The 26,993-nt window shown below is 68.0% G+C and carries 27 protein-coding genes and 1 pseudogene; 16 read left to right on the top strand and 12 right to left on the bottom strand.

All coding sequences use genetic code 11. From position 1 onward, the window contains the following. On the top strand, window positions 1-305 hold a 305-nt coding region (locus tag VF106_RS49790), incomplete at its 5' end, for a GTP-binding protein (protein ID WP_330847164.1). Window positions 306-307: 2 nt separating this feature from the next. Here VF106_RS49790 and VF106_RS49785 read toward each other — a convergent pair. From VF106_RS49785 to VF106_RS49770, 4 genes are all read right to left on the bottom strand, one after another. Continuing rightward, window positions 308-688 (bottom strand): VOC family protein, encoded by a 381-nt coding sequence (locus VF106_RS49785; protein WP_330847163.1) that lies wholly within the window; start codon window positions 686-688, stop codon window positions 308-310. A gap of 85 nt (window positions 689-773) precedes the next feature. Further along, window positions 774-1,616, bottom strand: coding sequence for a hypothetical protein (locus tag VF106_RS49780; RefSeq protein ID WP_330847162.1), 843 nt, complete (start codon window positions 1,614-1,616; stop codon window positions 774-776). Further along, window positions 1,613-2,101, bottom strand: coding sequence for a hypothetical protein (locus VF106_RS49775; protein ID WP_330847161.1), 489 nt, complete (start codon window positions 2,099-2,101; stop codon window positions 1,613-1,615). The genes VF106_RS49780 and VF106_RS49775 overlap by 4 nt, the downstream gene beginning before the upstream one ends. Window positions 2,102-2,118: 17 nt before the next feature. Beyond that, window positions 2,119-2,784 carry a GTPase domain-containing protein gene (locus VF106_RS49770; protein WP_330847160.1) on the bottom strand — a complete coding sequence of 222 codons (666 nt, stop codon included), beginning with the start codon at window positions 2,782-2,784 and terminating at the stop codon, window positions 2,119-2,121. A 211-nt stretch (window positions 2,785-2,995) separates the two neighbouring features. On the opposite strand from VF106_RS49770, the gene VF106_RS49765 reads away from it, so the two are divergent. Next, the gene (locus tag VF106_RS49765; RefSeq protein WP_330847159.1) at window positions 2,996-4,549 is read left to right on the top strand and encodes a tetratricopeptide repeat protein; all 1,554 of its coding nucleotides are present in this window, start codon (window positions 2,996-2,998) and stop codon (window positions 4,547-4,549) included. Here VF106_RS49765 and VF106_RS49760 read toward each other — a convergent pair. The 3 genes from VF106_RS49760 to VF106_RS49750 form a co-directional block, all read right to left on the bottom strand. Beyond that, window positions 4,536-4,700, bottom strand: coding sequence for a hypothetical protein (locus tag VF106_RS49760; RefSeq protein WP_330847158.1), 165 nt, complete (start codon window positions 4,698-4,700; stop codon window positions 4,536-4,538). The two genes, VF106_RS49765 and VF106_RS49760, sit on opposite strands and share 14 nt — an antisense overlap. A gap of 587 nt (window positions 4,701-5,287) precedes the next feature. After that, entirely contained in the window at window positions 5,288-6,253 is a 966-nt protein-coding gene (locus VF106_RS49755) for a caspase, EACC1-associated type (protein WP_330847157.1), read from the bottom strand. Beyond that, window positions 6,237-6,590 (bottom strand): effector-associated constant component EACC1, encoded by a 354-nt coding sequence (locus VF106_RS49750; protein ID WP_330847156.1) that lies wholly within the window; start codon window positions 6,588-6,590, stop codon window positions 6,237-6,239. Before VF106_RS49750 ends, VF106_RS49755 begins: the two co-directional genes overlap by 17 nt. A gap of 262 nt (window positions 6,591-6,852) precedes the next feature. Between VF106_RS49750 and VF106_RS49745 the strand changes: the two genes are divergently transcribed. The 3 genes from VF106_RS49745 (at window position 6,853) to VF106_RS49735 (ending at window position 8,518) form a co-directional block, all read left to right on the top strand. Further along, window positions 6,853-7,395, top strand: a complete 543-nt coding sequence (locus tag VF106_RS49745) for a pyridoxamine 5'-phosphate oxidase family protein (RefSeq protein WP_330847155.1) — start codon at window positions 6,853-6,855, stop codon at window positions 7,393-7,395. A gap of 117 nt (window positions 7,396-7,512) precedes the next feature. Further along, the gene (locus VF106_RS49740) at window positions 7,513-7,941 is read left to right on the top strand and encodes an AMIN-like domain-containing (lipo)protein (protein WP_330847154.1); all 429 of its coding nucleotides are present in this window, start codon (window positions 7,513-7,515) and stop codon (window positions 7,939-7,941) included. Window positions 7,942-7,978: 37 nt separating this feature from the next. Beyond that, entirely contained in the window at window positions 7,979-8,518 is a 540-nt protein-coding gene (locus VF106_RS49735) for a GNAT family N-acetyltransferase (RefSeq protein WP_330847153.1), read from the top strand. Here the strand turns inward: VF106_RS49735 and VF106_RS49730 are convergent, their stop codons facing one another. Then, entirely contained in the window at window positions 8,519-9,439 is a 921-nt protein-coding gene (locus tag VF106_RS49730) for a serine hydrolase (RefSeq protein ID WP_330847152.1), read from the bottom strand. It abuts the gene before it with no gap. Between the two features lie 103 nt (window positions 9,440-9,542). Here VF106_RS49730 and VF106_RS49725 point away from each other — a divergent pair, with 103 nt between their 5' ends. Together VF106_RS49725 and VF106_RS49720 are read left to right on the top strand one after the other, a co-directional pair. After that, a complete protein-coding gene (locus VF106_RS49725) occupies window positions 9,543-10,454 on the top strand; it encodes a hypothetical protein (protein WP_330847151.1) in 912 nt (303 codons plus the stop codon). Then, window positions 10,438-10,848, top strand: a complete 411-nt coding sequence (locus VF106_RS49720) for a hypothetical protein (protein WP_330847150.1) — start codon at window positions 10,438-10,440, stop codon at window positions 10,846-10,848. Before VF106_RS49725 ends, VF106_RS49720 begins: the two co-directional genes overlap by 17 nt. 142 nt (window positions 10,849-10,990) lie before the next feature. Here the strand turns inward: VF106_RS49720 and VF106_RS49715 are convergent, their stop codons facing one another. Together VF106_RS49715 and VF106_RS49710 are read right to left on the bottom strand one after the other, a co-directional pair. Beyond that, window positions 10,991-11,365 carry a nucleoside triphosphate pyrophosphohydrolase family protein gene (locus VF106_RS49715; protein ID WP_330847149.1) on the bottom strand — a complete coding sequence of 125 codons (375 nt, stop codon included), beginning with the start codon at window positions 11,363-11,365 and terminating at the stop codon, window positions 10,991-10,993. Between the two features lie 35 nt (window positions 11,366-11,400). Continuing rightward, window positions 11,401-12,162 carry a dienelactone hydrolase family protein gene (locus VF106_RS49710; RefSeq protein ID WP_330847148.1) on the bottom strand — a complete coding sequence of 254 codons (762 nt, stop codon included), beginning with the start codon at window positions 12,160-12,162 and terminating at the stop codon, window positions 11,401-11,403. 279 nt (window positions 12,163-12,441) lie between these two features. Here VF106_RS49710 and VF106_RS49705 point away from each other — a divergent pair, with 279 nt between their 5' ends. After that, window positions 12,442-13,317: a DUF4349 domain-containing protein gene (locus VF106_RS49705; protein WP_330847147.1), complete on the top strand. Its 876-nt coding sequence runs from the start codon at window positions 12,442-12,444 to the stop codon at window positions 13,315-13,317. Between the two features lie 331 nt (window positions 13,318-13,648). Here the strand turns inward: VF106_RS49705 and VF106_RS49700 are convergent, their stop codons facing one another. After that, entirely contained in the window at window positions 13,649-14,542 is an 894-nt protein-coding gene (locus VF106_RS49700) for a PaaX family transcriptional regulator (protein ID WP_330847146.1), read from the bottom strand. 162 nt (window positions 14,543-14,704) lie between these two features. Here VF106_RS49700 and VF106_RS49695 point away from each other — a divergent pair, with 162 nt between their 5' ends. From VF106_RS49695 to VF106_RS49680, 4 genes are read left to right on the top strand one after another with little or no spacing between them, the layout of a single operon-like run. Next, window positions 14,705-16,234, top strand: coding sequence for an ATP-binding cassette domain-containing protein (locus VF106_RS49695; RefSeq protein ID WP_330847145.1), 1,530 nt, complete (start codon window positions 14,705-14,707; stop codon window positions 16,232-16,234). After that, window positions 16,231-17,124 (top strand): branched-chain amino acid ABC transporter permease, encoded by an 894-nt coding sequence (locus VF106_RS49690; protein ID WP_330847144.1) that lies wholly within the window; start codon window positions 16,231-16,233, stop codon window positions 17,122-17,124. Before VF106_RS49695 ends, VF106_RS49690 begins: the two co-directional genes overlap by 4 nt. Then, the gene (locus VF106_RS49685; protein ID WP_330847143.1) at window positions 17,117-18,235 is read left to right on the top strand and encodes a branched-chain amino acid ABC transporter permease; all 1,119 of its coding nucleotides are present in this window, start codon (window positions 17,117-17,119) and stop codon (window positions 18,233-18,235) included. The genes VF106_RS49690 and VF106_RS49685 overlap by 8 nt, the downstream gene beginning before the upstream one ends. Further along, the gene (locus VF106_RS49680; protein ID WP_330847142.1) at window positions 18,177-19,421 is read left to right on the top strand and encodes an ABC transporter substrate-binding protein; all 1,245 of its coding nucleotides are present in this window, start codon (window positions 18,177-18,179) and stop codon (window positions 19,419-19,421) included. Before VF106_RS49685 ends, VF106_RS49680 begins: the two co-directional genes overlap by 59 nt. A gap of 393 nt (window positions 19,422-19,814) precedes the next feature. Here VF106_RS49680 and VF106_RS49675 read toward each other — a convergent pair whose 3' ends face one another. Then, window positions 19,815-21,620: a feruloyl-CoA synthase gene (locus VF106_RS49675; RefSeq protein ID WP_330847141.1), complete on the bottom strand. Its 1,806-nt coding sequence runs from the start codon at window positions 21,618-21,620 to the stop codon at window positions 19,815-19,817. Window positions 21,621-21,689: 69 nt separating this feature from the next. Here VF106_RS49675 and VF106_RS49670 point away from each other — a divergent pair. From VF106_RS49670 to VF106_RS49655, 4 genes and pseudogenes are all read left to right on the top strand, one after another. Beyond that, a pseudogene (locus VF106_RS49670) lies at window positions 21,690-22,904 on the top strand (NAD(P)-binding protein); the annotation flags it as partial. An 817-nt stretch (window positions 22,905-23,721) separates the two neighbouring features. Continuing rightward, window positions 23,722-24,657 carry a myo-inosose-2 dehydratase gene (gene iolE, locus VF106_RS49665; RefSeq protein WP_330847140.1) on the top strand — a complete coding sequence of 312 codons (936 nt, stop codon included), beginning with the start codon at window positions 23,722-23,724 and terminating at the stop codon, window positions 24,655-24,657. A gap of 2 nt (window positions 24,658-24,659) precedes the next feature. Continuing rightward, window positions 24,660-25,931 carry a hypothetical protein gene (locus tag VF106_RS49660; protein WP_330847139.1) on the top strand — a complete coding sequence of 424 codons (1,272 nt, stop codon included), beginning with the start codon at window positions 24,660-24,662 and terminating at the stop codon, window positions 25,929-25,931. An 80-nt stretch (window positions 25,932-26,011) separates the two neighbouring features. Next, window positions 26,012-26,971: an NAD-dependent epimerase/dehydratase family protein gene (locus tag VF106_RS49655; RefSeq protein ID WP_330847138.1), complete on the top strand. Its 960-nt coding sequence runs from the start codon at window positions 26,012-26,014 to the stop codon at window positions 26,969-26,971. Window positions 26,972-26,993: the final 22 nt, after the last annotated feature.

Raw genomic sequence — 26,993 nt, 5'->3', positions numbered from 1 at the left:
TCATGTGGGACGACCTGGTCAGAGGTGCCATCGGTGCGGTGGTGCTGGTCGACACGCGTCGCCTGGCCGACGCGTTCGCCTCGATCGACTTCTTCGAGGACCGCCAGCTCCCGTACATCGTGGCGCTCAACTGCTTCGACCAGGTGTTGCACCACCGTATCGACGACGTTCGCGACGCACTCACGATCGACCAGACCGTCCCGATGATCACCTGCGACGCGCGTGACCGCGAGTCCACCAAGGAGACACTCATCACGCTGGTCGAGCACGCGATGCGCCAGCGGATGTCGGCCCGCGCCGGCTAGCGTCAGAGTGGGTCGAGGCGGCCCTTGAGCAGGCAGAACTCGTTGCCTTCCGGGTCGGCCAGTACGTGCCATGGCTCCTCGCCGGTCTGGCCGATGTCGGCGGGGCGCGCTCCAAGCGCCAGCAGGCGTTCGAGTTCGGCGTCCTGATCGCGGTCGGTGGCGTTGACGTCGATGTGCAGCCGGGATCGCCCCTTCTCCGGCTCGTCCCGGCGACTGAGGAACAGCGTCGGCCGCGCACCACCGAACCCTTCGCGCGGCCCGAGTCCCACCGAGCCGTCCTCGTAGCGGGAGAGCACGACGTAGCCCAGCGCCTCGGACCAGAACCGCGCCAGCACCTCAGGATCGCGGCAACCGAGCACGAGTCCACTGATACGACTTGCCATTGACGAAACCTGCTCTCGGTCTGGGACCCGGCGGCGAAACAATCCGCGACCGTACCGGACGAGGCGAGCGCGGGTGACGTGATTTCTAGGCCGGCGCCTTCGGGACCAGGACGCTGCGCTCGACGTCCGGGCTGGGAAAGGTCACCTCGATCGAGAGCTTCTGCTGCCGGTTGGCCTCGGTCGACCAGGTGAACTGGTTGTTCAGCTTGCCTTCCAGGTTGGCGGTCGTCCCTTTGGGAAGGGCGAAGGACACGCGCTTGGCGTAGTCGAGGAGCAGGTCGACCTGGCGGTGGGTCTCGCCGAGGAAGTCGATCTGCACCTGGTGGTGTCTGAGCTGGTTGGTCGTCGACGCACGCATGCTGATCAGTCCACCGAGGGCGGTGGCGACGTCGGGGTGCTCGGCCGCCTTGGCCCTGGCTCCGTCGATGTCCGGTGTCCCGCCCGCGAAGCTGCTGCTCGCCTCGACGGAGCGGAGTACGGCCCGGCGCAGGTCGGCGCCGAAGTCCGCGGTGAAGCCGGTGCCCTGCTCGCTGGTGGTCCGGTCCGCGCCGACCGACGCGGCGAGGCCGGTGGTGAGCTTGTTGTCGACCTTGGTGTGGTGGACGTCGACGTCGTACTCGACGGTCCGCAGATGTGTGGCGCCGAGCAGTTGGCAGACCTCACTGAACGCGTGGGCCTGGCTCAGGGCGAGGCTGAACAACGCGGCCTCGGCCGGGGCGAACCGGCCCGTTCTGGGGTCACGCAGCAGCACGGTGTCCCGGGCGGCCGGCACGTCGCTGAGTTGCTCGTCCGCGACCCAGCTGCCGATCAGGGGGAACGGGACCGCGGCGACCCGGTCGTCGGACAGCAGTTCGGGATGGCGGTCCTTGAGCCGGACGTAGTCCCGGTGCGACAGGAAGACGATGCGGTCGGGTTCGCGTCGGCTCATGCCCGGTCTCCCGTCGAAGCGTGTTCGTGCCATGGCGTTCGCGGCGCGCCGAGAACCGACAGCGCCCAACGCAGCAGCGCATCGAGTCGGGGCAGCCGCGGTCGGGTGCTCACCATTCCCCAGGCCAGTGCCGCGCGAACGCGTGTGGACTCCATGGACAGGTCAGCGACGGCCAACGCCCGGGTGACCGTGTCGGCGCAGTGGTCCAGATGGTTCTCCAGCTCGAAGGGGTGGTCGACCACGATGCTCACCCTCGTCGGCCGTCCGACCTGGTCGCGGCGTCCGAGGTCCGTTTCCACCAGCAGCGCGTTCGCACTCATCCGGACCGCACGGGTGTCCGGCCGCTGTGCGCTCCGGGTTCCTTCCCGTGCCACCAACCCGACGATGTTGTGGACGTGGGCAACGCCGGCGTCGTCGTCGACCACGACACCGCGCTCCCATGCGAAGGCCGGCAACATCAGGTCGTACTCGGCGTAGATCGCCACGACAGTCGATTGTGGACTCACAGCAGGCTCCCGATGATGTCGTTGGTGAGGGTGGCGGCGCGTTCCGGGTCGGCCAGGCTGCCCACGACGACGCGGGTCTTGTCCGGTGGGCCGATGGCCGCGCACACGTGTGCGAGCTGCTTCGCCACGTGGTCGCAGTACCGCTCCCAGGGAAGCGTGTCGCTGCGCGGATCGAGGTCGGCGTGCGTCACCACGATGACCACGCGCCGGGCTGCCGTGGCCCGGTCCGCGAGCCGGGCGGCGTCCAACTGCACCCGAACCCATTCGGTGTGCTGTCCGTGGCCCGCCGTCCGCCGCTCCTCGTCGAACAGGGTCGTGGCTTTGACGAGATAGAGCACGGCTTCCGCGCGATCCAGTTCGTTGCCGTTGGTGGTGATGGGTTCGTCGCGCCCGCTGATGTCGTGAAACGTCTTGAAGATGAACTTCTTTTCGATGTTGAGGACTTTCTCCCCGGTATCAATTCGAATAGGTGTGATTTTGACTGGCGTGTTGGTGGCCGGCGGGGTCGCCCACTCTCCCTGCCAGGAATTGATGAGCAGCGATTTACCGGTGGTGCGTTGTCCTAGAACGACGAGTCGCAGCGGTTTTCGCAGCTGGCGCTTGAGGATCGCGGCGCTGGCCACGCTGAAGCCGGCGATGAGAACAGGGATGAAAATCGGCATCGGCACCTGGCCCTGTGATCGTTGATGTTGTCGCCGTGGGGCGGGAATCCTGCCGGAGCGTACCCGATGACTCGGCCGGGAAAAGTGGACAACTTGTGGACAGAAGACGATGGCTATGACCCGCTCTCGCGCGGTGGTCCGTATTTCCTTGTGACACGGACCGTGTGACGTCTTACCATGATTTTCGGCGTCCGCGAACATTGAGGAAACGATGCCGATGTTCCCGATCAGTCGATTTCCGTTGGCGGGTGGTCGGGAGACCCTCGAAGACCTGCTGGGGGCGGGCCCCTGCGCCACTGAGCGGTTGGAGGCGGCGGTGAAGAAGTACGGCGGTGCGCGGTTGCGGCGTGCGGCGCTGGAGAGCGCGATCATGCGACGGCAGTCCAGACCGAAGCTCGCCGGCTACCCACCGCGGGTCTTCATCGCCTACCGCTGGGAGAACGACGAGGCGCTGGCCCGGGCACGCCGGCTCGCGATCGAGGTGGAGGCGTTGGGCTACGAGGTGTTCCTCGACCTCCGCCACCTGACCGACCTCGGACCGGGCGGCGTGGAGATCCCGCGGTACGTCTCACGACTGGTCGACGCGAACGTCTTCCTGCGTGTCATCACCGACTCCTACGTCGCTGACCTGGCGCGGGAATGGCTCCTGGAGGAGGACCAGCTCGCCAAACGCCTGGCCCACAACGGATGCGAGACCGTCCACGTCGTCTTCGGTGACGGCGGCGAGCCAGAGGACTGGGCCCGGCACGCGTCGGTGGACCTGCGTGCCGACCCGGACGACTTCACACCGCTCGCGACCGTCCTGCCCCCGTTCCGGGGGACACTGCTCGACCAGCAGGACCAGGCCGCGCTCATGGACCTCGTCACCACCGCCACGCGGCATCTACGAGAAAGAAGGCCCGACCATGTGCTCGCGTTGCTCAACACGGTGCGACAGCTGTCGAGCACGTTCGAGTACCGCCAACTGCTGGCACACGCACTACTGGACACTCGACAACCAACGGCCGCCGTGGCGACGGTCAGATCGACCACCGCGTTACCCGGCCGTCCCACCGTGGAGACGACCGTCGACTTCGCGTTACTCCTGCAGAAAGCAGGAGATCCCATCACCGCGCTCAGCTTCGCCCTCCGCACGCGCGGGATGCCGTCGCTGTTCCAACCCCGGTTCGCGTTCCTCGTCGGGGACATCCTCGACGACCTCGGCCAACATCGTGCCGCGCTGAACCACCTCCGCTACGCGCTCAGCACGGCCCGGCAGGACTGGACACCGCGGTCGCTGGTCACGCTGCTGAACACCATCGGACACGTCCTGCTGTTCGGCCTGCGAGACCCGGCCGGCGCCCGCCCGTACCTCACCGAAGCACTCACGCTCGACCGGCACGATCAGTCCACGATCACCAACCACCTGATCTGCCTCCTCTCACTCGGCGAAACCGAGGAGGCCGGCCGACTCCTGAGCCACGTCGAGACAACAGAGGTGACCGACCCGGCCCTGGCCCGCCTGCTGGCGGCGCTGCGAGACCACACGGACGTCACCGTCCCCGCACGCCGCATGCCGGTGGCACCCACGCACACCTGCGACCGCTGCCCGGCCGAGTTCACCGTGGGCCCCGGTCAACACCTGTGCGGCGCCTGCGGCTGTGTGACCCCCCAGCCGATCACCGACCCGTGCCCCTGGTGCGCCAACCGCTCACCGTCCCCACTCGGCATGCTGCGGGCAACATGCCCCATCTGCCGCGAAGGAAGGCTGGTCACTCGTCGCTGACCCAGTCGGTAGCCTCGACAACGCGCATCCGGCCCCGATGCATGGTGACGTACTGGAAGCGTCGGAAGTCCAGCCAGCCGACCGTTTCCTCGCCCGCGCCCCGGAAGAAGCCGCTGTAGCCGTCGTAGTCCTTGAACGTCAGGTCGATCATCCGTTCCCCGTCGAGGTCGGCGACGAAGACGTCTCGACCCAGCCCGTTGGGCTGTCCTCGACTGGAAGGCGAACCGCGGCTCGTCGCCGGTGCCGGTCGTCAGGAACGGACGTCCGGTGCGTTGGGAAACCCAGATGTCGTCCGGATATCTGATACCCATCCGCACGACACACGTGTAACGCGAGCGGGCCATCGGCCTGGTGCCGTCGGACGCCACCGCCACGAGCAGGCCGACGGTGCCGAGCTGCCGTCGAACGACGAACTCGCCGTTCTCCTCGGCGACGAAGGCTGCGATACCGCCCTTGTCGAGCAGGCAGACCAACGAGAAGCGTGGGTCGACCGTCGCGTCGACGCCCTGCAGGTAGGCGGTGTCGGTGACCAGGTGCAGGGCGACCCCGAATCGGGGATCACCACGTACTCCCGACACCAGTATCTCGTGTGGAAAACCGAGGACGTCACGCGAGGCCGGCATCTCGTTCGACGAAACGAGCGCGTCCATCTCGCTTTGCGTGAAGATGTCCGGGCTCTGCATGATGATGTCGTTGGCACCGAGGTCGTCGGCTCCCAGGATGTCGTCGAGCCGGAAGTCAGCAGGCAACGTGCGCAGGTGTTCCACTGTTTTCGTCTGCGGCCCTTCGCCGTAGCTGATGGACTCGATGCGCACATCGTCGCTGACCGGCAGTGCGTCGATGTCCGCTATGGACCGACGGTGCTCCGGCGAAGACCGAGATCCTGCTGGGATGTGCCAGGTAACCTCGTACGGTGGTCGGCCCCCATGGTGCCCGGAAGAACCGGTGCAGGGCCTGGGCGTTGCGGGCGAACGTGAACCGGTCGGCGGTGTCGGTGCCGCGCTGGTTGGGTTGCGGAAGGCTGCGGGACATCAGGCGTCGCCGCAACTCCACGTACAGTGCGCCGAGGGTCGGCGTCTCCGGCGCTCCCGGCACACCGTTGCGCACCAGGTCGATGAGCTCCCCGGTGAACGACGTGCACACCTCTGCCTGCCGGGCGAAGGGCACGACATGGGCGGCGTGGTCGCTGGCGGTCATGGTGTACACGCCACGCGTGTCGGTGCTGTCCGCGGCCGTCGCCGAAACACCGGACAACGCCTCGATGGCGCGGCCGGAGTAACAGCAGTCGATGATCGCGACCTTCACTCGGGCCGGGCTGTCCAGCAGTGCCTGCTTGACTCTGCGGTATTCCAGGCCGGTGATGTCCGGAAAGGACGCTTCGGTGTCCGACAACGTGAGGCAGAGCTCGCCGGACGGCGTGATCGTGCCGTGCCCCACGTAGTAGAGCAACAGGACATCCTCCGTCTCCCGGCAGATGCGAAGGATGCGCTTGGTCAGGTCCACCACCCCGACCGGGTTCTCGATCAGAGTGATGCGGTCCGGAGGCCAGCCGCACAACTCCGCGGTCGCCAGGAGGTCACGGAGACGGCTGAGGCTGTTGTGTGCCGCGGGAAGCTGCGGATACGAATCGTCGCGGTACCGCGCACAGCCGATGAGCACGGCCGTCGACCGAGGATAGTCCGGCAGATCAGGTTTCTGTGTCATGCCGCATGGCCGACTCGAGCAGGGCGATGACCTCGTCCGTGGTCCCGACCCGGCGGGCGTTGATGCTCACCGAGCGCGTCGCGGTCTTCACGGTGACCGTGATGTCGGACTTCCGGGTCCGCAACCAGGCCGTCAGCGAGTGGGCCAACACCGCGACGGCGCCGCCGGAACCCACTGCCACGCTCAGAACCTCGAAAGCGCCACCCAGCTGACCGTCCACAGCGGACCTCGGTTGCGCACGCAAAGAGCCGGCCAGCGCGCGTTCTTTCCGCAGCCAGTCCCACAAGGCACTGAGTTCCGTGCCGTCATCACCCGAGACCTGGATCGTCGCGTCCATGTCCGCCTCACTTCGGTAGTCAGGACTTCATGGAACGTCGCCAACCGCCACCACGGCGATAACACGACCCACCCGTTCGGAGTAGTGGATGTCTGGTCAGTTCGCCTCGAGCCAGGTGCCGATGTGGTCGATGTCGTCGAGATCCTGGCGCCGTGCCCGTCCTCGGGATGGTCCGGCCAGGTCACCACCGGCAGCGCCGGTAGTCCCAACTTTCTGTGGGTGCCGGATGTCGACCCGACGTTGGTTCGTTCGACGTGTGGGTATGACTAACACTGTGAACGAGCCGATCGCGACTCGGAATCTCGACCGGTACGGGTCCGCTGAGCTGCCCTGGAGCCGGCCGCGTGACGTCCTCGTCGCCGATACGCCCACGGCCGACCTGACGTTCTTCGTCGCGACGGTGCGGCCCGACGGGCGACCGCACTCGGCGGGCGTCGGGGCCATCTGGGTCGACGACGCGTTGTACTTCACGGGCGGGCCAGGGACGCGCAGGTCGCGCAACCTGGCGGCGAACCCGGCGTGCAGCGTGTCGGTGCGCCTGCGTGGCATCGATCTGGTGCTGGAGGGTGAGGCGCACCGGGTCACCGACGCCGCCACGTTGACGCGGGTCGCGGATGTCTACAGGTCGGGCGGTTGGCCGGCGTCGGTGGAGGGTGACGCGCTCACCGCCCCCTTCAGCGCACCCAGCGCGGGCCCTGCTCCCTGGCACCTCTACCGGCTCACGCTGCACACCGCCATCGGTGTTGCCAGCGCCGAGCCGCACGGCGCCACCCGCTGGGACTTCGCCCACAATCCTCGGCACTGAAAGGAGCGCGGATCAATGCCATTTGGTCGGGGCGCGGTGATATTCGGATCCTTGGCGGCAATCGGCATCGTGACCGCCGGATGTGGCACGCCGCAGCAGGTGGATACGGCCGCGAACGTGGCATCGACAGCCGACACCACCGTGTCGTCTGACGTTCCGGCCGGTCCCGCGGTGGAACTCCGGGCCGGAAATCACGGCTCGGAGGACCGCGTCGTGCTCGAGTTCTTCGGCGTCGACGGAATCGAGGTCCTGAACCATTCGCTCGACGAGAAGCCGCCGGTCCGGGGTGGCTCCGGCGAACCGATCCCGGGTATGACGGGCACGGTTTTCCTGCACGTGGTCGTGGTCGGTGTGCCGGCCACGATGATTGCACCCACCAGCCCGACTGCCTATGACCTGCCGATCGTCAAGAGCGCCGTCGTCAACGACATCGAGGGCGGCACACTCGAGGCGGGAGTCGGACTGGCCGCGAGCGTCGACTACGAGGTCAAGGTCGAGGGCAACAAGATAATCGTCAACATGGCTCAGGGACCACTGGGTCGATGAATCTGAAGGCGCTCGGTAGCACGGTAGAAATGAGAGTGTGACCACCGTACGGCCGATGCGCCCCGAGGAACGAGACGACGTCCGCGACCTGCTGGCCGAGGCATATCTGCCGTACGAGAAGGAGATGGTGCCCGCGGTTTTCGCGAGGTACCTGGACAGCGTGATCGTCACCGACGAGAACCAGACGCTCGTCGCCGTCGACGGCGACGACACGGTGCTCGGCACCGCCCGGCTGTACCTGCCGGGGACGGCGCCGATGACGCCCCGTCGGCCGGTGGAGTGGACGGACCCGATGCCGGCGGACTGGGCGTGGGTTCGTTCGGTCGCGGTGCGGCCGGCGGTGAGGGGGACCGGAGTCGCGCCGACGATCATGGCCTACTGTAAGGGCCATGTCGGTGACGCGACCGCGATCCTGTTGCACACCATGGACTTCATGCCCGCCGCGATCCGCTTGTACGAGCGGCTCGGCTACGAACGCGTGCCGCGGTGGGACTTCCAGGCCGGCCGGGCCGCGGCGACCTCGATGGACGAGACGTTCCACGCCAAGGCCTACCGGCTCACCCTGGGCCCTGAGTGATCAGACTTCGCTGTACACGGCTGCTGTCAGGTCGGTGATCCGGTCGGCCGAGTCCTTCCAGGACAGGGTCGTCGGCTCCAGTGTCAGCACGACCACGATCTTCTCGTCGTTCTCGCCGACGGTGCCGGTGGTGTGCATGGCACGGCTGGTGATGTCGATGTCATTGACCGCCTTGGTGGTCGCACCTTCACCCGGTGCCTTGGCGACGGCGTCCCGAACCTCCGGCGAGGCCAGCACGGCCCGAACCCGCGCGCTGGGCTGGCTCGACTCGACGCACTCCTCGCCCGGCGCGGGGCCCGCGCCGTAACCGGACCAGCCCTGCTTGACGCTCCACGGCCGCGGCAGCGCGCTCGGGATGCCGAACGACTGGTCGAACCCGTCCGAGCCGCACTTGGTGGACTGGCGCAGGTTGCCCATGATGAAGTCGCGGTACTTCGGGTGCGCCTCGGTCAGGATGTACTGGTAGGTCTTCGCGACGTCGGCCGCGCTGATCGCGGTGTAGCCCCACTTGCCACGCTGGGCGGGCGGCGCGGTGTCCGTCAGGCCGATCTTGGCGACCATCCGGACCACGATCTGCTCCCAGCCGTCGCGCACCCACAACGCACTGGCCGCGTCGTCGTTGCTGGCGCGCAGCATGGGCTCGAGCAGGGCCAGGTCGTCGGCCGGGATCTCGTAGTCCGGCCCGTGGGACTCCAGGTAGTCCAAGGCGATGAACAGCTTCACGACCGACGCGGACCGGTACTGCTTGTGCTCGTCCAGGCCGGTCGACGCACCGGTCGTGCGGTCGAGCACCAGGTAGCTCGCGGTCATACCTTCGGGAAGTTCGGCCGCTTGGGCACTCGCCACGGCCGCCACACCGGTGACCGTGGCAACGACCGCCGTCCCGGTCAACAGAACGGAAAGACGTCGAACAAGCCTCATGTTATTTGCCCACATCTTGTCGAAGAACCCGGACAGATCAACACCATAACCCTTGTGGATCTACACGGGACGCGGTAGGGCTGGTGCCACAACGTCTTCGCAGGTGCGCGCGTTACCGAACCGGGTGGTCAAACCACTGCCACAAGCCGGGTTGCGGATCTCCGTGGCGGTGTCGCCTTCGGACAGCCAGGATGCGTGCGTGAGGATTCAGCATCGAGTGTCGCTCAACTCGACGCCACGGGTCAGCTCGGAGCTGGCGGCGCTCGGTGTCCCGACCAGCGCGGAGAACGGGCTCGCCAGCCGCCTGATCACCTTCATCGTGCACGAGGACCACCCGCGCTGGCCCCGGATCGCACAGATCATCGACGGTGGTGCGGTGGACGTCGTCACGACCACGTTCACTGAAAAAGAGATCTGCCAGGCAGCTCATGTGCTGCTGGAGTCCACATGGCACCACGGCTATCCGCAACCCGAAGACGATTTCGGCTACCTGAGCGCAACGTACGACCTGTCCGATCACTGTGCGGCCTGCGGGGTTGGAGCTCGACAGAAGTCGTCGTTCCGGATGGAGGGCGAACCGAAGTGGGGCAAGAAATCAGTACTGCAGCTCAACTGGGTGTTCGACGAGTTGTTTGCAACTCCTGAGCTCTGGCACACGGTTTTCGAGCCGGCGGGCGTCGAGCGCTTGCCGGTGTTGGGAAAGAACGGCGAAGAACTGGCCACGGTCGTACAACTCGCGGTCGGTGACCAGGTCGAGATCGAGGTGAGCGGGATGCCGGCCAAGCACTGTCCGACGTGCGGCAGGAGCAAGTATCTGCCGGCGACCCGCGGCTTCTTTCCCGCTGTGCTGGATGAGCCAGGTTCTCTCGCGCGTACGGTCCAGTACTTCGGCAGCGATGGTTCGGCGTTCCGTCCGATCGTCGCCCGTCAGGAGATCTCGCGTGCCCTCGCTGAGCACAAGGTGCGGGGTGTTTCGGTGCGACCGTTGGCAGGCCAAGATGAACGACATTCTTGAATCCCGCGTTGAGCAGCTGGTCGCCCGGGCGGTTGAGGCAGCACTGACCGACCGGTTCGACGTGCGGCGGTCGCGCATCGGGCGGGACCTGGTGATCGAGATCGAACTCGCCGGGCCCGAGCAGCACCGGCTGGCACTGCGGGTCCAGGAAGGCGGGGTGCTGCTCGATGTCGACAGTTCCCAGGCGATGGAGTTCGCCGCCGCGGACGAAAGGGACATGTCCGACCTCGAGCACATTCTGCAGGCCTACTGCCTAGGAGAGCTGGAGGTCCAGGTCCGCCTGCGGGATGGCACGTACCACGCACTGCGGACCAGCGCCGCACAGCTCAGTTTCCCTGATTCAGCGTGTGGGTTGTTCCGGTCTGGGCGCACGGAGTGGCGTCGCATCGGGTGAGTCGGGCGGTGATGCGGCCACTTCGGACCGTTCGGCAGGGGGAGTGGGGCGCGCTTCCGGCCGCTGCTTGACCTCGTGCGGCAGCGCCTGACCACGGCGAAGCCCACGGAGAGCGTGGCCGGCCTTTTCGAGATCATGCGGGTCACGTAGCGCTTGTCGGCTCGGTGGTCTCCTCGGTTGACTCTGATCCGCCAACCGAGGAGACCGACCGGTCGGGATGCCACACCAGCCACTTCCGCTCGACCTGTTCCGCCAGGTCGACCCCGTGGTGCCGAGCCATCAGCACCACATGGCACAACACGTCGGCCAACTCGGCGGCGAACCTGTCGTCCAGCTCCTGCGGTGTGTTCCCTTTGGCTCTCGCCTGGCCGGTGCGCATCAGGAATGCCTGCGTCAACTCGCCGACCTCCTCCTGGAGCTTGAGGAGAAACCACGTCGCGTCCCGGGTGATCCCGTGCGCTCGGGCATAGCCGCGCGAGATCACCTCGACGTCATCACTTAGCCGCGCCAAATCCATAGGAGCAGCCTATGGGCGAGTCGACACCGGTCAGGTCAGGCGACGCGGCCGAGATGCCGGGCCAGGAACTCCTTGTCCAGGCCGACCCAGCGGACGTCGCGATGGTCGCCCGGGTTGGCGTGCAACGTCTTTTCCTTCGAGGCGAAGGCATCGAACAGTTCGAGGGCGGAACAGCGGTCGACGTGTTCGTCGTCCCACGGGAGCAGGAACTGGATCGGGACGGTGATCTGCCTCGCCGCCTCGATCTGCGCCTCGTACACGAAGAACCCGCCACCGAAGATCGCCGCGGTGATACGGGGTTCGATCGCGGTCAGCGGGACCCCGATCGCTGTGCCCAACGAGATGCCGCCGCCGTAGGCGATCGGCGCTTCGGTGCCGATCTCCGGCCGTTCCTGGAGGGCGTCCAGGGTCGCCTGCCATTCCGGCACGGCACGCTCCGCCAGTGAGATGGCGTAGCGGACGCTGACCGACTCGAACCGCTTGTTGTCGCCTGCTGCCATCGCCTCGCGGAACTCGGTGCGGGCCTGCTCGTCCGCCGCGGTGCGCGGGCGGTCGCCGTGTCCGGGCGCGTCGATGGCGACCACGGTGTAACCCCACGTGGTCACGGTGTCGTGGGCGCGTGCCCTGAGTGCCGGTGTTTTCTTGTGCAGGCCGCCACCGTGACCCATCAGCACCAGGGGCGCGTGATCGGGGCTGGACACGGGCGACCAGAGCACGCCGGGGACCTCGCCCACCATGAAGTCGCGTTCGACGACACCGTTCGACGATGTCTCCGTGGTGAAACGCACAGAGTGCATAGGTTGTTGCCTTTCGGGAGTGCCTTGATGTGGCGCTCCCGGCGGCCCTACGTCAGTCGCCGACCGTGATTACGAGGGGGAGCACCCACGTGCGTACCGCGTTCATGGGTTCTCACCTCCTCAGGTGGCGTCACGATCTCCCGCACGCTACCAACCCGAACGTCGTCCACCAACCATTTTTGGGCCGATCATCGACGCCGACTCGTGACCGTCGCCGTACAACGGGCGGTGGCCGTTCCTCCGTCCTCAAGGCACCACAGGACATCTGGGAGGACATCTATGAACCGCAAGCTCGTCGGCGTCGCGCTCTTGTTAGGGGTCTCGGCCGGTCTCGCGTCGGCATGCAGCAGCACGAATTCCGGCAGCTCCACGGCCATGGCGCCGTTGGAGGCACCGGCCGCGGGTGACGCAGGCGGGTCGAAGTCGACCGGGCAGGGACAGGGAGCCGGGGTCGCCGAGAACAAGGAAATCAGCCAGCCTGGCGTGGACCGGAAGCTGGTCCGCACCGCGACGCTCGAGCTGGCGGCCGCCGACGTCGGCGCGGCCGTCGACCGGGCGCGGACCATCGCGACCACCGAAGGCGGCTACACCGGCCGGGAAGAGGTCGGGAAGAAGTCCGCGACGCTCACGTTGCACATCCCCTCCGACCGGTTCGACCAGGCGCTCGGCGACCTGTCCGAGCTGGGCGAGGTGATCTCCCGGAACCAGACCGCCGACGACGTCACCGAGCAGGTGGTCGATCTGGAGAGCCGGATCGCCACACAGCGGGCCAGCGTGGACCGCGTTCGCGCGCTACTGGCCAGGGCCGGCACGGTCGAGGAGATCGTGCGGATCGAGTCGGAGCTGACGACCCGCGAGGCGGACCTCGAGTCGCTCGAGCAACGCCGGCAGGCGCTGGCCGGTCAGGTGGCCATGTCGACGGTGAACGTCCAGATCAGCGGCTCGGCCGCGGCGGTGGAGCAGGAGGACGAGTCGAGCGGTTTCCTCACCGGCCTGTCCGACGGCTGGGACGCGTTCCTCGACGCCGGCGCCGTCACGCTGCAGGTGCTCGGCGCCGTGCTGCCGTTCCTGTTCGTGCTCGCGATTCCCGCCGTGCTGGTGATCCGCTTCCGACGCCGTCGCCGGCCGGCAGCCGCTCCGGTGGCGCCGCAGTAACTATACGGACGTCCGTACATTTGGCCTGGAACAACGGCTTGTGGTGCCTGTGCGGCAACGATGACGGTCCACTAACTGTACGGTCGACCGTACAGTTAGTCGGGACACGGCATCAGCTTGTCGCTCTACTGCACGGACACTCCGGTGGCGGGGCGAAAACTATACGGACGACCGTATGTTTGGTCAGAGGTGCCGGCGCGTGACCGTGGCGCGGCCGGATAACTGTACGGACGTCCGTATATTTGGCCCGGAAGGTCGGCTTGTGGTGCCGGCGCGGCAATGGTGGGCCCCGCGAACTGTACGGACGTCCGTACAGTTCGCGGCCTGAGTGTCAGCGGGCGTGGGTGGCCTCGCGGTCGCGCCACCATGTGAGGGCTGTTGGGTGCCAGCGGCGGTGCAGGTCCAGGAGGAGTTCGCGGGCCTGCTCACCGCTCCAGCCGGCTGGCAGCAGGGTGGGCGGGAGGCCGGGGTCGGCGAGCAGCAGCCGACGCCACCGGTAGACCAGGTGTGCGAGTTGGGCGAGCGTCTCGCCGGGCGACGCGGGTGTGGCGGTGGCGAAGTGGTCGACGAAAGCGCTGTAGTCCTCGTCGAGCGCGGCGACGTCCCAGGCCTGGCCGACCAGGCGGTGGCGCTCCTCGGCGTCGTCCAGTCGCGCGTGTAACAGCGTTGCCTGGACGGGTTCGCCGACGGAGCCGAGTGCCTGGCGTGCCTCGGTCGCGCGGGTGGGGTGTGGGCTGAGCCAGACGCCGGGGACCGGTGACCCGAACCCGGCCCAGCTCAGTGCCGCGCGCAGCCGGTGGCGGAGGTTGCGGTGGTTCTCCGGGACGCTGGTGAGCAGGATGAGCCAGTCACCGTTCCAGTCCGTCTCCGGGCCTGCGGCGAACAGCCGGTTCTTGGCGGCGATCAGGAAGTCGTGGCCGGCCGGGGTCACCTCCCAGCGGGTGCGCCGGCCGACCCTTTGCGACACGAGCAGCCCCTCGGCCGCCGTGCGCGTGAGCGCCTGACGGGCGGCCTTGGCCTCGAAGCCGGCCAGCGCCAGCGTGTCGACGACGGTCTGGGTCCACGCCGCGCCGCCGTGGTTGAGCGCGTACTCACCGAGCACGATCAGCAGGTAGGCGCGCGCGCTGGGGCCCCGCACCGAGCTGGGGCGACGCGACGTGGCTTGCCCGTTCCCGTCCACGTGAAGTGCTGACTCGAACACCTCGACATCCTGCCACTCATCCATCGTTATGTCCCTTTAGCTTGACGCGAGACCATAGCTATGTCGCATTATGTGCATGCCTGCTTAAGCTCCTCAACGATCGAGGTGAGGCCCGTGCCACCAGCGTCGGCTAGGTCGGTCCCGCTGACGAGTGATGGGCATGCCCCGTTGCTCCAGGTGCGGGACGTGGACGTGCGGTACGCGGGAGCGGTGCGGGCACTGCATGGGGTGTCGCTTGCGGTGCCGGACGGCGCCGTCGTGGCGGTGCTCGGCAGCAACGGTGCCGGCAAGAGCACGTTGCTGCGCGCGATCTCCGGCACCCTGCCGTTCGTCGGCGGTTCGATCACCAGCGGCTCCGTGGAACTGGACGGCCGCCGGCTCGACCGCCTCGACCCCGCGACGATCGCGCGGGCCGGAGTGGTCCAGGTGCCGGAAGGACGGCAGGTATTCGACGAGCTGACGGTCGAGGAGAACCTGCGTGCCGGCGCGCTGGCGACCCCGCGGCGGTCGCGCGGGCGCGCCAGGGACCGGGTGTACGACCTGTTCCCTGTGCTGCGGGAACGGTCCGGTCAGCGCGCCGGGCTGATGTCCGGCGGCGAGCAGCAGATGCTGGCCATGGGCCGCGCGTTGATGGCCGAGCCCCGTGTACTGCTGCTCGACGAGCCGTCGCTCGGCCTGGCGCCCCACATGGTGGCGCGGATCGGCGAGGTGATCGCCGAGATCCACCGGCAGGGCACCGCCGTCGTGTTGGTCGAGCAGAACGCGGCGATGGCGCTGGAGTTGGCCGACCTCGCGTACGTGCTCGAGGTCGGCCAGGTGACGCTGCACGGTCCGGCCGCGAAACTCGCCGCGACGGACGACGTGCGTGACCGCTACCTGGGCATCTCCGCGGCTCCCGCGGGCCCGCCGCCGACCGGCCCGCCGCCGACACGGACCGGGCCGAGTCTGGCGGTGGACGGCGTGAGCGTGCGCTTCGGCGGGGTGACCGCGCTGTCCGAGGTGTCGTTCACGGTCGAGCCGGGCGAGGTGCACGCGCTCATCGGCCCCAACGGCGCCGGCAAGTCCACCAGCCTCAACGTGCTGACCGGGGTGTACCGGGTGGCGTCGGGCAGCGTGCGCTACGGCGACACCGAGCTGACCAAGCTCCGTCCACATCGGATCGCCCGGCTCGGCGTCGGCCGCACGTTCCAGAACCTGGCGCTGTCGCCGTCCGCGACCGTCGCGGACAACCTGCTGCTCGGCCGGCACCGGCTCACCCGCGCAGGGTTCGTCACCGCGGGGCTGCGCACCCCCGGCGCGCGACGCGAACAGGCCGAGCAGCGACGCCGCGTGCGGGAGATCGCCGAGTTGCTCGAGCTCGACGGCGCGCTGGACCGGCCGGTGGCCGCGCTCTCCTACGGCGACCGCAAGCGGGTCGAGCTGGCGCGGGCGTTGTGCGCCGAGCCGACCCTGCTGCTGCTCGACGAGCCGGTCGCGGGCATGAACGCCGAGGAGTCGGCCCGGCTCGCCGCCGTCGTCGCTCGCGTTCGGTCCGAACTGGACATCTCGATCCTGTTGGTGGAGCACGACATGACGTTCGTGATGGGTCTCGCCGACCGGGTCACGGTGCTCGACTTCGGTCGGCGCATCGCGACCGGCACACCGGCGGAGGTCCAACGCGACCCCGAGGTGATCCGTGCGTATCTCGGTACCCCGGCACAGGAGGCTGCCCGATGAATCAGTTCTTCACCTTGCTGGTCAACGGGTTGTCACTGGGCTGTATCGACGCGTTGATCGCGCTCGGTTTCGTGATCGTGTTCAAGGCCACCCGGGTGGTCAACTTCGCCTACGGGTCGCTGCTGCTGCTCGGCGCGTACGTGGTGGGCAGCACCCACGAGAGCCTCGGGTTCGCCGGCGCCGCGCTGCTGGGCGTGGCGGTGACCGCCGTGTTGGCCGTGCTGCTCGGAGTGGTCCTACTGCGGCGGGCGCGGCTGGCCGATCCGGGCACGCTGGCGATCCTCACCCTCGGCATCGACATCCTCCTGGCGACCGAGCTGACCCGGCGAATCGGCACGGACCTGCTCACCACCGGCGACCCGTGGGGCGCGGACGTCGTGTCGCTGGCCGGCATCCAGGTGCCCCAGACGAGGGTCGCGGCCGCTGTTGTCGCCGTGGTCCTGGTCACCGGTTTCCTCGCGGTGGTCAAGTTCACCGACTGGGGCATCGCCCTGCGCGCATCGGCGGAGAAGCCGGCGACCGCGGCGCTGATGGGCATCCGGCTCAGCCGGGTCGCCGCCAGCGCGTGGGCGCTCGCCGGTGCGCTGGCGGCCACCGCGGCGCTGTTCTTCACGGCGTTCCCGTCACCGGGCATCAGCGGCACGGTCGGACAGGCGGCGCTCGCCGCGGCGGTGCCGGCGGCCGTGCTCGGCGGCCTGGACTCGACGACCGGGGCACTGGTCGGTGGGCTCGCGGTCGGCGTGACCGCCACGTTCGCCGCCGGCTACCAGGACCAGCTCGCGTTCCTCGGCCGCGGGTTCGGCACGGTCGCGCCCTACGTGGTGATGCTGCTGGTCCTGCTCGCCCGACCGTCCGGTCTGTTCGGTAGCAAGGAGATCGCCCGTGTCTGACCGAACCAAGTTTCCACTGCGGATTGTCGGCGCACTGGCCGGCGTGCTGCTGCTGCTCGCGGCGCCGCTGTCACTGGAGAGCTTCTGGCTGCAGACCGGCCTGTTCGCGATGGCGGCCGTGATCGGCGCCGTCGGGCTCACGTTGCTGGTCGGCGTGACCGGGCAGCTGTCGCTCGGGCACGCGTTCTTCGTGGCCGTCGGCGCGTACGGCTACGCGTTCCTCGCCGGGTCCTCCGACGGGGACGTGGTCGGCGTGGGGTTGCCGCCGGCGGTGGCCACGGTCGGCGCCGTGGTGCTCGCGGGTGTCGCCGGTGCGTTGTTCAGCCCGATCGCCGGTCGGCTGCGCGGCATCTACCTCGGTCTGGCATCGCTCGGGTTGGTGTTCGCCGGCCAGCACATCCTGCAGAACGCCACCGCCGTCACCGGCGGCTTCAACGGCCGCGACGCGGCGCCGTTCAGGCTGTTCGATTTCTCTTTCACCGCAACGGATCCCGAGCTGATCATCTTCAACGTCCCGTATGGAGCGTTGGAACGGCTGTGGTACCTCGGGTTGCTGCTCGTCGCGGTGGCGGTCTGGTACGCGCGGAACCTGCTGCGCGGCCGGCCGGGCCGGGCGCTGGTCGGCGTGCGTGACAGCGAGGCCGCCGCGGCCGTGATGGGCGTCAACGTCCGGCGGTACAAGGCGGCCGCCTTCACCGTCTCCTCCGCCTACGCCGGCCTCGCCGGAGTCCTGCTGGCGCTGGCGTTCGGCCGGATCGTCCCGGAGAGCTTCGGTTTCCTCCTGTCCGTCGACCTCCTCGCCATGATCATCATCGGCGGGTTGGGGTCGATCGGCGGCGCCGCCGCGGGTGCCGTCTTCGTCATCGCACTTCCGTTGGTACTCAACCATTACAGCGACGCACTGCCGTTCCTGGCCCAACCGGGCGAGGCCGGTATCGGCGCCGCGGAGGCCGCTCGACTGCTCTACGGGGCCGCCATCCTCGCGGTTCTGCTGTACCTACCGGGCGGTCTCGCCCAGCTCACCCACCGCATCTCCGCCAAGGAGTCCCGCCATGAACAGACGACTGCTGGCAACGGCGACAGCACTTCTCCTCACGTTGACCGCGTGTAACAAGGCCACGTCCGGCGGCCAGAACGCCGGTGGACTCAAGACCGGGCCCGGTGTCACCGACAGCACGATCACGCTGGCCAGCCTGGTCGACCTGACCGCCGTGTTCGCCCCGCTCGGCAAGAGCCTCGTGCAGGGTACGCAGTTGTTCTGGAAGGAGCAGAACGCGGCCGGCGGGGTGTGCGACCGCAAGGTCGAGGTGGTCGTCAAGGACCACGGCTACGACCCGCAGAAGGCCGTCGCGCTCTACCGGGAGGTTTCCGGTGACGTGCTCGGACTGCAGACCGTCCTGGGCTCGCCGGTGGTCGGCGCGTTGAAGTCCTCGATCGCGCAGGACGACATGTTCGCCGGTTTCGCCGGCTGGTCCGCCTCGGTCCTGGGCGACGAGCACTTCCAGTTGGTCGGCACCACCTACGACATCGAGGCGATCACCGGCCTCGACTTCCTGATGCGGGAGAAGGGCATCAAGTCCGGCGACAAGGTCGGCCACGTCTACTTCGAGGGCGACTTCGGCGAGAACGCCTTGCGCGGCAGCAAGTACCTCGCGGAGAAGGAGGGTCTCACGATCGTCGAGCAGAAGATCAAGCCGACCGACACCGACCTCTCCGCCCAGGTGGCCGCGTTCCGCAACGAGGGCGTGAAGGCGATCCTCGTGTCCGCCGGTCCCGCCCAGACCGCCTCGGTGGCTGGCGTGGCCAAGTCGGTGGGCCTGACGGTGCCCATCGTGGCCAACGGACCTGGCTTCACCCCACAGCTGCTCGCCACCCCGGCCGGCCCGGCGCTCGCCGAGAACCTGACCGTGGTCTCCAGCATCGCGCCGTTCGCCACCGAGGACCCGGACGTCCAGAAGGTGGCCGACGCGTTCACCGCCGAGTACCCGGACGACAAGCCGACGCAGGTCGGGTTCATGTTCGGCTACACCCAGGCCAAGGTGACACTCGCGGTTCTGGAAAAGGCCTGTGAGAACAAGGACCTCACGCGCGCCGGTGTGTTGACCGCAATGCACGAGATCTCCGATCTGGACACCGGCGGCCTGACCGCTGGCCCGCTGGACTACACCGACCCGGCCCAGCCTCCGACCCGCACCGTCTACCTCTCCAAGGTCGACCCGACCGTCCAAGGTGGACTGGTCACGATCGGCGACCCGGTCGAGGCGGACGCGGCCAAGGACTACAAGCCGGCGGCGTGAGCTGTCCGTGCGGCGGGTTTTCGTGGGGCCGGGCGCTGCGCGCCCGGCCCCACGGGTTGCGGTGGGCCCAGCGTGCGATGAAGATTCCTTCCTCACCGTGGGGGTGATGAAGGACGCCTCACACCGCGCGACGCCGGTCAATGGCGCCCTTTGGGCCACGGGTCTGGCTGTTCGCGCTGTGAAAGCGCTTTCACCACCCAACCCGGTGTGATGAAAGACGCCTTCACAGAGCTGAACGAGCCCAACGCGTCTTTTCACGCCAGCCGGAGTGGCGAAAGCGTCCTTCACGGGCAGTCGGGGCGCCTCGCGTCAATGCCGGCTGCGTTCACGAAAACGCAACTCGGGGGTGCTGAACGCGCGACTCGCCGGGGCCGAACGCGAGACTCGCGGCTTTCAGGGGGTGATGATCTGGGGTGGGACGGGGTCGGTGTAGAGCAGTTCGACCAGTGGGGCGCGTTGGGTCAGGACTCGGCGTTGGTTCACGTAGCCCTTGTCGGTGATCTCGCCCGCGTCCAGGTTCGCCGGTGTTGACATGATCAGGAGTCGTTGGACGCGGGCCGCTGAGCCCGCTTCGGCGCCCAGAGTCGCGAGCGCTTGTGCGAGGTGCTCGGCCAGTTCGGCGGAGTGGACCAGTTCGCCGTCGGCGGCGGGGACGCCGCCGAGCAGGCGGTCCGCCTCCGCTGGGTTCAGCCACGCGAGTGCCGAGACGTACCCGCGGTTCTCGCCCGCGATCACCGCGTCGGCGAGGATGGGGGCGGTGGACAGTAGAGCCGTTCGTACGGCGCCGACGTGGACGAACGTTCCGGTGGTGAGCTTGAAGTCCTCCGCGATGCGGCCGCGGAAGAGAAGGCCGGTGTCGGCGGGGCTCACCGCGTCCCCCGGCCGGTAGAAGCCCTCCTCGTCGAACACGGCCTCGGTGAGATCGGGCCGGTGGTGGTAGCCGGGCGTGACGTGTGGGCCGCGGACCCGGATCTCGTACGTGTCGTCCTCCGCGGGCACCAGCTTGATCGTCACCCCGGGCAGTGGCACGCCGATGCACCGCGCGTCACCGAAGTCGAAGTGGGCGCTCGTCGACGCGGGGGCGGTCTCGGTGGTGCCCCAGGACCCGGTCACCGGGACGTCCCGGCCCGTCACCGCGCGGCCCAGTACCTCCAGCCGGCTGCGGAGCACCGGCGGCAGCGCGGCCGCGGCGTTGAACACCAGCCGCATCCGGGCGAAGAACCGTTCGGCCAGCTCGCGGTCCTGCTCCAGCGCGGGCACCAGCTGTGCGTACCCGGCCGGCACGTTGAACGACAGCGTCGGGGAGACGTCCCGGTAGTTGGCGAGGCTGCGGCCGAACAGCGCCGGGGCCGGCCGGCCGTCGTCGATGTAGAGCGTGCCGCCGTTCGCCAGCACCATGTTCACGTTGTGGTTGCCGCCGAACGTGTGGCTCCACGGCAGCCAGTCCACCAGCACCGGACGCTCCTCGCGCAGGAACGGCCAGACCTGCCGCATCATCTGCTGGTTGGCGCACAGCATCCGGTGCGTGGTGACGACACCCTTGGGGTTGCCGGTCGAGCCGGAGGTGAAGAGGATCTTCGCGACCGTGTCGCCCGTGATCCTCGCGAGCGCCGCGTCGACCGCGGTGCCCGGCTCGGTCGCCTTCAACGTCGCGAGCGAGTGTTCCTCGGGGCCGCCGACCGAGGAGAGGATCAACGGCGTGCCTGTCAACGCGGCGGTCGCGGCGCCGAACGCCTCGGCGTCCTCGACGTAGACCGCCCCCGGGGCGACCAGTTCGTCGATCGCGCGGATCCGTGCGTGGTCGCGGCTTTGCAGTGAGTACGCGACGCTGACCGGCGCCACCGGCACCCCGACGGTCATCGCGCCGAGCATCATCTCCAGATGCCCGACCGAGTTGCCCGACAGCACGAGCAGCGGGCGCTCCGCCGACAACCCGCGGTCCAGCAGGGCCTGCCCGATCGCGTTCGCCGCCGCCAGCATCTCGCCGTAAGTCCGCCGCCGCCACGCCCCGTCCGGACCGCGCTCGGCGACGAGCACCGCGTCCGGATCGACGTCGGCCCACGTGCGTAACCACTCCACGGTGGACGTCGGATACGACTCCAGCGGCACCGCGGACTCCAACAACACCGCGCCGTCGGCCAGCTCCCGCCGAACCGTCCGTGGCGGTGCGAACAACCCGACCTGTGTGTCGACTGCCATGTCGCACCTCTCTGTGCGTCGACCCTGCCACTTAATCATGCGACATAACAACCTACGGCCGTCAAGGCTATGGGGAATATTGACCGTCTGTCCGCTGCGGTCCGTGATCGCGCGGGACGATCCGTGACCGTCACCCACTCGCTCGGGGACAACTGGAATTCCGAGTGGGTGGCAACGGTGGGGAGCTTTGTCACCGCATCTCGCGACGACTCAGGTGGCACCGGGAGAGGCATCGGGACCGCCCATGCCGTCGAACGTCCACATGGGACGTACGCGCCCTGCCGAGGTTCTCCCGAACACGCGGAAGAAGGGCTTCCTTCCATGGACGAGACCGTGCTGCGGGACCAGCAGGTGCGAGACCAGCAGGAGCGCGAGAAGCGGGAGAGGCACAAGAAGATCTACGGGCTGGTGTACGACGCGCTGATCATCGGCAGCGGCCCGGTTGGCTGCACGTTCGCCAGGGCACTGGTGGATGCCGGCAAGAACGTCCTGATGATCGACGCGGGGGCACAGCTCTCCGGCGTCTACGGCGACCACGTCAAGAACAGCTATCTCTACCAGCGGAACATCGACCAGTTCGTCTCCGTGATCAAGGGAAACATCCTGCCTGTTTCCGTTGCGACGAACAAGGAGCCGATGGTCACCCTCGACCCCTCCGCGTTCGCCTACGACCCCGAGCTGTACGACGGCTTCTCGATGCGCAACCAGAACCCCGAGCAGACGAAGCACGACAACCTCGCCGCCACGGCGGTCACCTACGCGGTCGGTGGCATGGCCACCCACTGGACCTGTGCCGTCCCCAGGTTCGACGAGGTGCTGGAGCGGACCTACCGGGGCCAGCCGTACCCGATTCCCGCGAGCAAGATGGACGAGCTGTACCTCCGGGCCGAAGCGCTGATCGGCAAGGAGACGTCGGTGTTCGCCACGTCGGCCCGTCACCTTCTGGTCAAGGAGGTGTTGTCCAAGGCCGAGTTCGCCGACGTCGACCACCTCCCGCTCGCGGTGGCCAAACGTGACGACACCGAGAAGACCGGAGCCGTGCACTGGAACGCCGCCGACACGGTGCTCGGCAGGCTCGCGAACCCGAGGTACCAGGCGAATCCGGGAGAGGGCACGTTCACCCTGCTTCCGGAGCACCAGTGCACCCAGCTCCTGGTCGAGCGTGACGAAACCGGCAAGAAGGTGACCGGCGCCGTGGTCCGCGATCTGCGCAACGTGCACACGCAGGCCACGATTCGCGCCAACACGTACATCGTCGCCTGCGGCGCGGTTCTCACTCCTCAGCTGCTGTTCAACTCCGGCATCGCCCCGGCCGCGCTTGGCCGCTACCTCACCGAACAGCCGATGACGTTCTGTCAGATCGTGCTGGACCAGCAGCACGTCGATGGCCTGGAGGAGCTTCTCCGCGACAAGTACCCGGAGGTGAGCAGGCGCGTACACGACTACCGGGTGAAGCAGGAGAAGCGGGTCGCCAGCGGGGACCGGCTGGCCGACCCGGTGCCCATCCCGCCGACCGAGCTCGACCCCAACCTCTGGATCAAGGCGACGCCGGATCGGCCATGGCACTGCCAGATCCACCGTGACGCCTTCACCTACGGCGGGGTGCCGCCCAACATCGACCCTCGGCTCATCGTCGACCTGCGGTGGTTCGGCGTCTGCCGGCCCCGCTCCGAGAACCGGGTGGAGTTCTCCCAGACGATTCGCGACACCTTCGGGATGCCACAACCGACGTTCCACTTCGCACTGAGCCGGGCGGAACGCAAGGAAGCCGACCGGATGAACGAACACATGCTGCAAGTGGCCTCGGCGCTCGGCGGCTTCATGCCCGGCTCAGAGCCCGTGTTCCTCACGCCGGGTCTACCCCCTGCACATCGCCGGCACCACCCGGATGGGCAGGAACCCCGCCGACAGCGTGGTCGACGAGAAGTCCCGGGTGTGGGGGATGACGAACCTCGTCCTCGGCGGCAACGGCCTGCACCCATACGGCAACGCCGCCAACCCGACGCTGACCAGCATGGCCATGGCCCTGCACGCGGCCGACGCCATCCTCCGTCCCGAATTCCGCGACTGAAAGCCGTCCCGAACACCGAAGGAGCACGACATGACATCCGTAGCGCGGCTGGGGATCACCCCGACCTGCTGGACCAACGACGACTTTCCGTTGATCGGCAACGACATCCCGTTCGAGCAGTGTCTGAGCGAGATCGCGTTCGCGGGGTTTCGGGGATGCAGCATCGGCCACAAGTTCCCGACGGACGTGCGACAGCTGGCCAGTGCGTTGACACTGCGGGACCTCAGTATCACCGAACCGTGGGTCAGCACGTTCTTCACGGTGCCGGATGGTCGGGACCGCACGAACTCGGACTTTCAGAAGCGGCTCGACTTCCTCACGGCCCTCAACAACGCCATTGGTGACCCCGCCAGGCGGACCACCATCATCGGCGTGGCCGAGTTCGGTCACTCCATCCACCTGCAGGCCGTGAGCCTGAAGAACAACAAACCCGAGTTCAAGGACGAACGGTTGGCCGCGCTCGCGGAGGGGCTCAACGATCTCGGCAGGCTCGCGGAGAACGAAGGCTTCAAGCTCGCGTACCACCCACACATGGGCACCGGCATCCAGACGCAGGACGACGTCAACAAGCTCATGCTGCAGACCGACCCCAGCGTGCACCTGCTCCTCGACACCGGCCACCTGACCTGGGCCGGCGCCAACCTGCACGAGGTGATCACGAACCACGGGGCGCGCATCGCGCACGTCCACCTGAAGGACATCCGCCAGCAGGTTCGTGACAACACCACTTTGGACACGGCGAGCTTCGAGGAGTTCGTCCGGTTGGGCATCTTCACCGTTCCCGGTGACGACGGCGGCCTGGTCGACTTCCCGGCCGTCCTCAATGCACTGAAGGACGTGCGGTACGACGGCTGGCTCGTGGTCGAGGCCGAGCAGGACCCTCTCCGGACGGGCACGCTCCCGGGGCTACCCGGGCTGTACTACGCGAAGCTCGCCCGCGAGTACCTCAGGAGCCTGGGGCTGTAGCCATGACCTCGTACATCGACAAGATCAGGGAACCGAAGTTCGAACAGGTGCTCGTGGCGGACCAGCTGAACGACGGCTACTGGCTCGAAGCGCCCGACATCAACAACAACGGCACCCCGGACCTGTTCGGATACGGGCTACGGCTGGGTGAGCTCTACTGGTACGAGACCGGCCCGTCCGGCGACGCGTGGACCAAGCGGTTGGTCGCGGACGGTATCCGCATGCCGGTCGGTGGCCACTACGCCAACATCAAGGGTGACGACCACCCGGACCTCGTCGTGTGTTACGAGCTGTACGGCGAGGGTGGCCGCATCAACGATCCCGACCCTGACGGCGGAAAGATCGACTGGCTGGAGAACCCCGGCAGGGAGGGGCCCGAAGCGTACGAGCGGCGGTGGGCCCGCCACTACGTCGGCCGGGAGGTCGGCATGCACCGGCTGCGGGTCGGGCACCTCACCCAGGATCAGAAGCTGGAGATCATGGGCGTGCCGGTCGTCGGTCTGACGAACGTGCACGGGCTGATCCCCGTCGTCCTGTTCACCTCACCGCCCCTCAACGAGGTCAGGACGGCCACGGAGTGGGTCAAGACCGTCGTCGACGACACGCACTTCCGCATGATCCACGGCGCCGAGCTGGTGAAGAACGCCATTCCGGGCTCCCGACGCGACTCGATCATCCTCGCCTCCGAGGAGGGCGTCACCTGGCTCTACCACGACCAGGGCTCATGGCACCGCGTCCTCATCGGCACCGGCGAACTCGGCCAGTTCGAGCAGACCACGTTCAAGGGCAGTGGCGATGTGAACGTCGGCCGTGTTGGCACGGACCCGTTCGCGTACGTCGCCGCCACAGAGCCGTTCCACGGCAACACCGTTGCCGTGTACGTCAAGGACACGCCAGGAATCCCCGTCGCACAGGCGCGGTGGCGTCGTGTGGTGCTGGATGTCTTCGGCGACCCCAACGAGCTGGGCGAGGGACCCAGCCACCAGGTCGTCTGTGCCGACTTCGACGGCGACGGCGACGACGAGTTCCTGGTGGCACTGCGCGGCCCCTACCCGTGGCAGGGCGTCATGTACTACAAGGCGATCGACCTGGCCCGAGGCATCTTCGCCAAGTGGCGGATCTCCTCCGAGTCCACCGCCCGCATCGCGACGGGCCACTTCGGCGGCCAGGACGGGCTGCTGGACTTCGCCACCATCGCGTACAAAGTGGACAAGTACTACGTCGCCAAGGAGCCGAAGCTCCTGGTGTTCCGCAACCAGACACAGCAGAGCTGACTGCCGTTGGGCGCCTCCGGCAGGCGCCCAACGGGTCGGAGAGCTGGACATCGCGGGCGTCGGCTGAGCACGATCGGGGCATGACCCATGTGATGGTGCTCGGCGGTACCGGACATATCGGCGGATACCTCGTGCCGCGGCTCGTCGAGGCCGGGCACGAGGTGACGGTTCTGACCAGGGGAAAGGCGACCCCGTACCGGTCGGACGGGGCGTGGTCGCGTGTCACGACCGTGGTCGCGGACCGGGTCGAGGAGGAGGCGGCGGGCACGTTCGGCGCCCGCGTCCGCGATCTCGAACCGGACGTCGTGATCGACCTGATCTGCTTCACGCTGGACAGCGCGCGGCAGATCGTCGACGCGCTCGACGGCCGCGTGCGACACTTCCTGCACTGCGGCACGATCTGGGTCCACGGGCCCAGCGCGGAGGTCCCGACCACCGAACAGGCGCCGCGCCGCCCGTTCGGCGACTACGGCGTGCAGAAGGCCGCGATCGAGGCGTACCTGCTGGATCGGGCGCAGCGCAACGGTTTCCCGGCGACCGTGCTGCATCCGGGGCACATCAGCGGGCCCGGGTGGGTGCCGATCAACCCGGCTGGCAACCTCGAGCTGGACATCTACCGCAGGCTCGCCGAGGGCGCGGAGGTGGTGCTGCCCAACCTCGGTATGGAGACCCTGCACCACGTGCACGCGGACGACGTCGCGCAGTCGTTCACCGCGGCCATGGCCAACCGGTCGGTGGCCGTCGGGGAGAGCTTCCACGTGGTGTCGCCGGCCGCGCTGACGTTGCGTGGCTACGCGGAAGCCGTGGCCGGCTGGTACGGGCGCGAGGCGGACCTGGCGTTCCTGCCGTGGGAACAGTGGCGGGACACGGTCGAACCCGACGTCGCAGGCGCCACGTGGGACCACATCGCACACAGCCCGAACAGCAGCATCGCGAAAGCGGTGCGGCTGCTGGACTACCGGCCACGGTACAGCTCACTGCAGGCGGTCCGGGAAGCCCTGGAATGGCTTGCCGCACACGGCGAAGTCCCCGCTCCGTGAGTGCGACCGCTCTTCACCTGTC

This window comes from Actinophytocola sp. (assembly GCF_036378875.1).
GTDB lineage: Bacteria > Actinomycetota > Actinomycetes > Mycobacteriales > Pseudonocardiaceae > Actinophytocola.
Note: the sequence above shows the minus strand (reverse complement) of the source record. Positions and strands in the feature narration are given on the sequence as shown.

What these genes read in the sequence shown, in the direction of transcription:
- VF106_RS49720 (WP_330847150.1), top strand. Translation starts at nt 10,438, where the DNA reads ATGAACGACATTCTTGAATCCCGCGTTGAGCAGCTGGTCGCCCGGGCG.
- VF106_RS49755 (WP_330847157.1), bottom strand. Translation starts at nt 6,253, where the DNA reads ATGACACAGAAACCTGATCTGCCGGACTATCCTCGGTCGACGGCCGTG.
- VF106_RS49680 (WP_330847142.1), top strand. Translation starts at nt 18,177, where the DNA reads ATGAACAGACGACTGCTGGCAACGGCGACAGCACTTCTCCTCACGTTG.
- VF106_RS49710 (WP_330847148.1), bottom strand. Translation starts at nt 12,162, where the DNA reads ATGCACTCTGTGCGTTTCACCACGGAGACATCGTCGAACGGTGTCGTC.
- VF106_RS49705 (WP_330847147.1), top strand. Translation starts at nt 12,442, where the DNA reads ATGAACCGCAAGCTCGTCGGCGTCGCGCTCTTGTTAGGGGTCTCGGCC.
- VF106_RS49700 (WP_330847146.1), bottom strand. Translation starts at nt 14,542, where the DNA reads ATGGATGAGTGGCAGGATGTCGAGGTGTTCGAGTCAGCACTTCACGTG.
- VF106_RS49770 (WP_330847160.1), bottom strand. Translation starts at nt 2,784, where the DNA reads ATGCCGATTTTCATCCCTGTTCTCATCGCCGGCTTCAGCGTGGCCAGC.
- VF106_RS49715 (WP_330847149.1), bottom strand. Translation starts at nt 11,365, where the DNA reads ATGGATTTGGCGCGGCTAAGTGATGACGTCGAGGTGATCTCGCGCGGC.
- VF106_RS49660 (WP_330847139.1), top strand. Translation starts at nt 24,660, where the DNA reads ATGACCTCGTACATCGACAAGATCAGGGAACCGAAGTTCGAACAGGTG.
- iolE (WP_330847140.1), top strand. Translation starts at nt 23,722, where the DNA reads ATGACATCCGTAGCGCGGCTGGGGATCACCCCGACCTGCTGGACCAAC.
- VF106_RS49745 (WP_330847155.1), top strand. Translation starts at nt 6,853, where the DNA reads ATGACTAACACTGTGAACGAGCCGATCGCGACTCGGAATCTCGACCGG.
- VF106_RS49730 (WP_330847152.1), bottom strand. Translation starts at nt 9,439, where the DNA reads ATGAGGCTTGTTCGACGTCTTTCCGTTCTGTTGACCGGGACGGCGGTC.
- VF106_RS49690 (WP_330847144.1), top strand. Translation starts at nt 16,231, where the DNA reads ATGAATCAGTTCTTCACCTTGCTGGTCAACGGGTTGTCACTGGGCTGT.
- VF106_RS49765 (WP_330847159.1), top strand. Translation starts at nt 2,996, where the DNA reads ATGCCGATGTTCCCGATCAGTCGATTTCCGTTGGCGGGTGGTCGGGAG.
- VF106_RS49750 (WP_330847156.1), bottom strand. Translation starts at nt 6,590, where the DNA reads ATGGACGCGACGATCCAGGTCTCGGGTGATGACGGCACGGAACTCAGT.
- VF106_RS49785 (WP_330847163.1), bottom strand. Translation starts at nt 688, where the DNA reads ATGGCAAGTCGTATCAGTGGACTCGTGCTCGGTTGCCGCGATCCTGAG.
- VF106_RS49760 (WP_330847158.1), bottom strand. Translation starts at nt 4,700, where the DNA reads ATGATCGACCTGACGTTCAAGGACTACGACGGCTACAGCGGCTTCTTC.
- VF106_RS49675 (WP_330847141.1), bottom strand. Translation starts at nt 21,620, where the DNA reads ATGGCAGTCGACACACAGGTCGGGTTGTTCGCACCGCCACGGACGGTT.
- VF106_RS49655 (WP_330847138.1), top strand. Translation starts at nt 26,012, where the DNA reads ATGACCCATGTGATGGTGCTCGGCGGTACCGGACATATCGGCGGATAC.
- VF106_RS49780 (WP_330847162.1), bottom strand. Translation starts at nt 1,616, where the DNA reads ATGAGCCGACGCGAACCCGACCGCATCGTCTTCCTGTCGCACCGGGAC.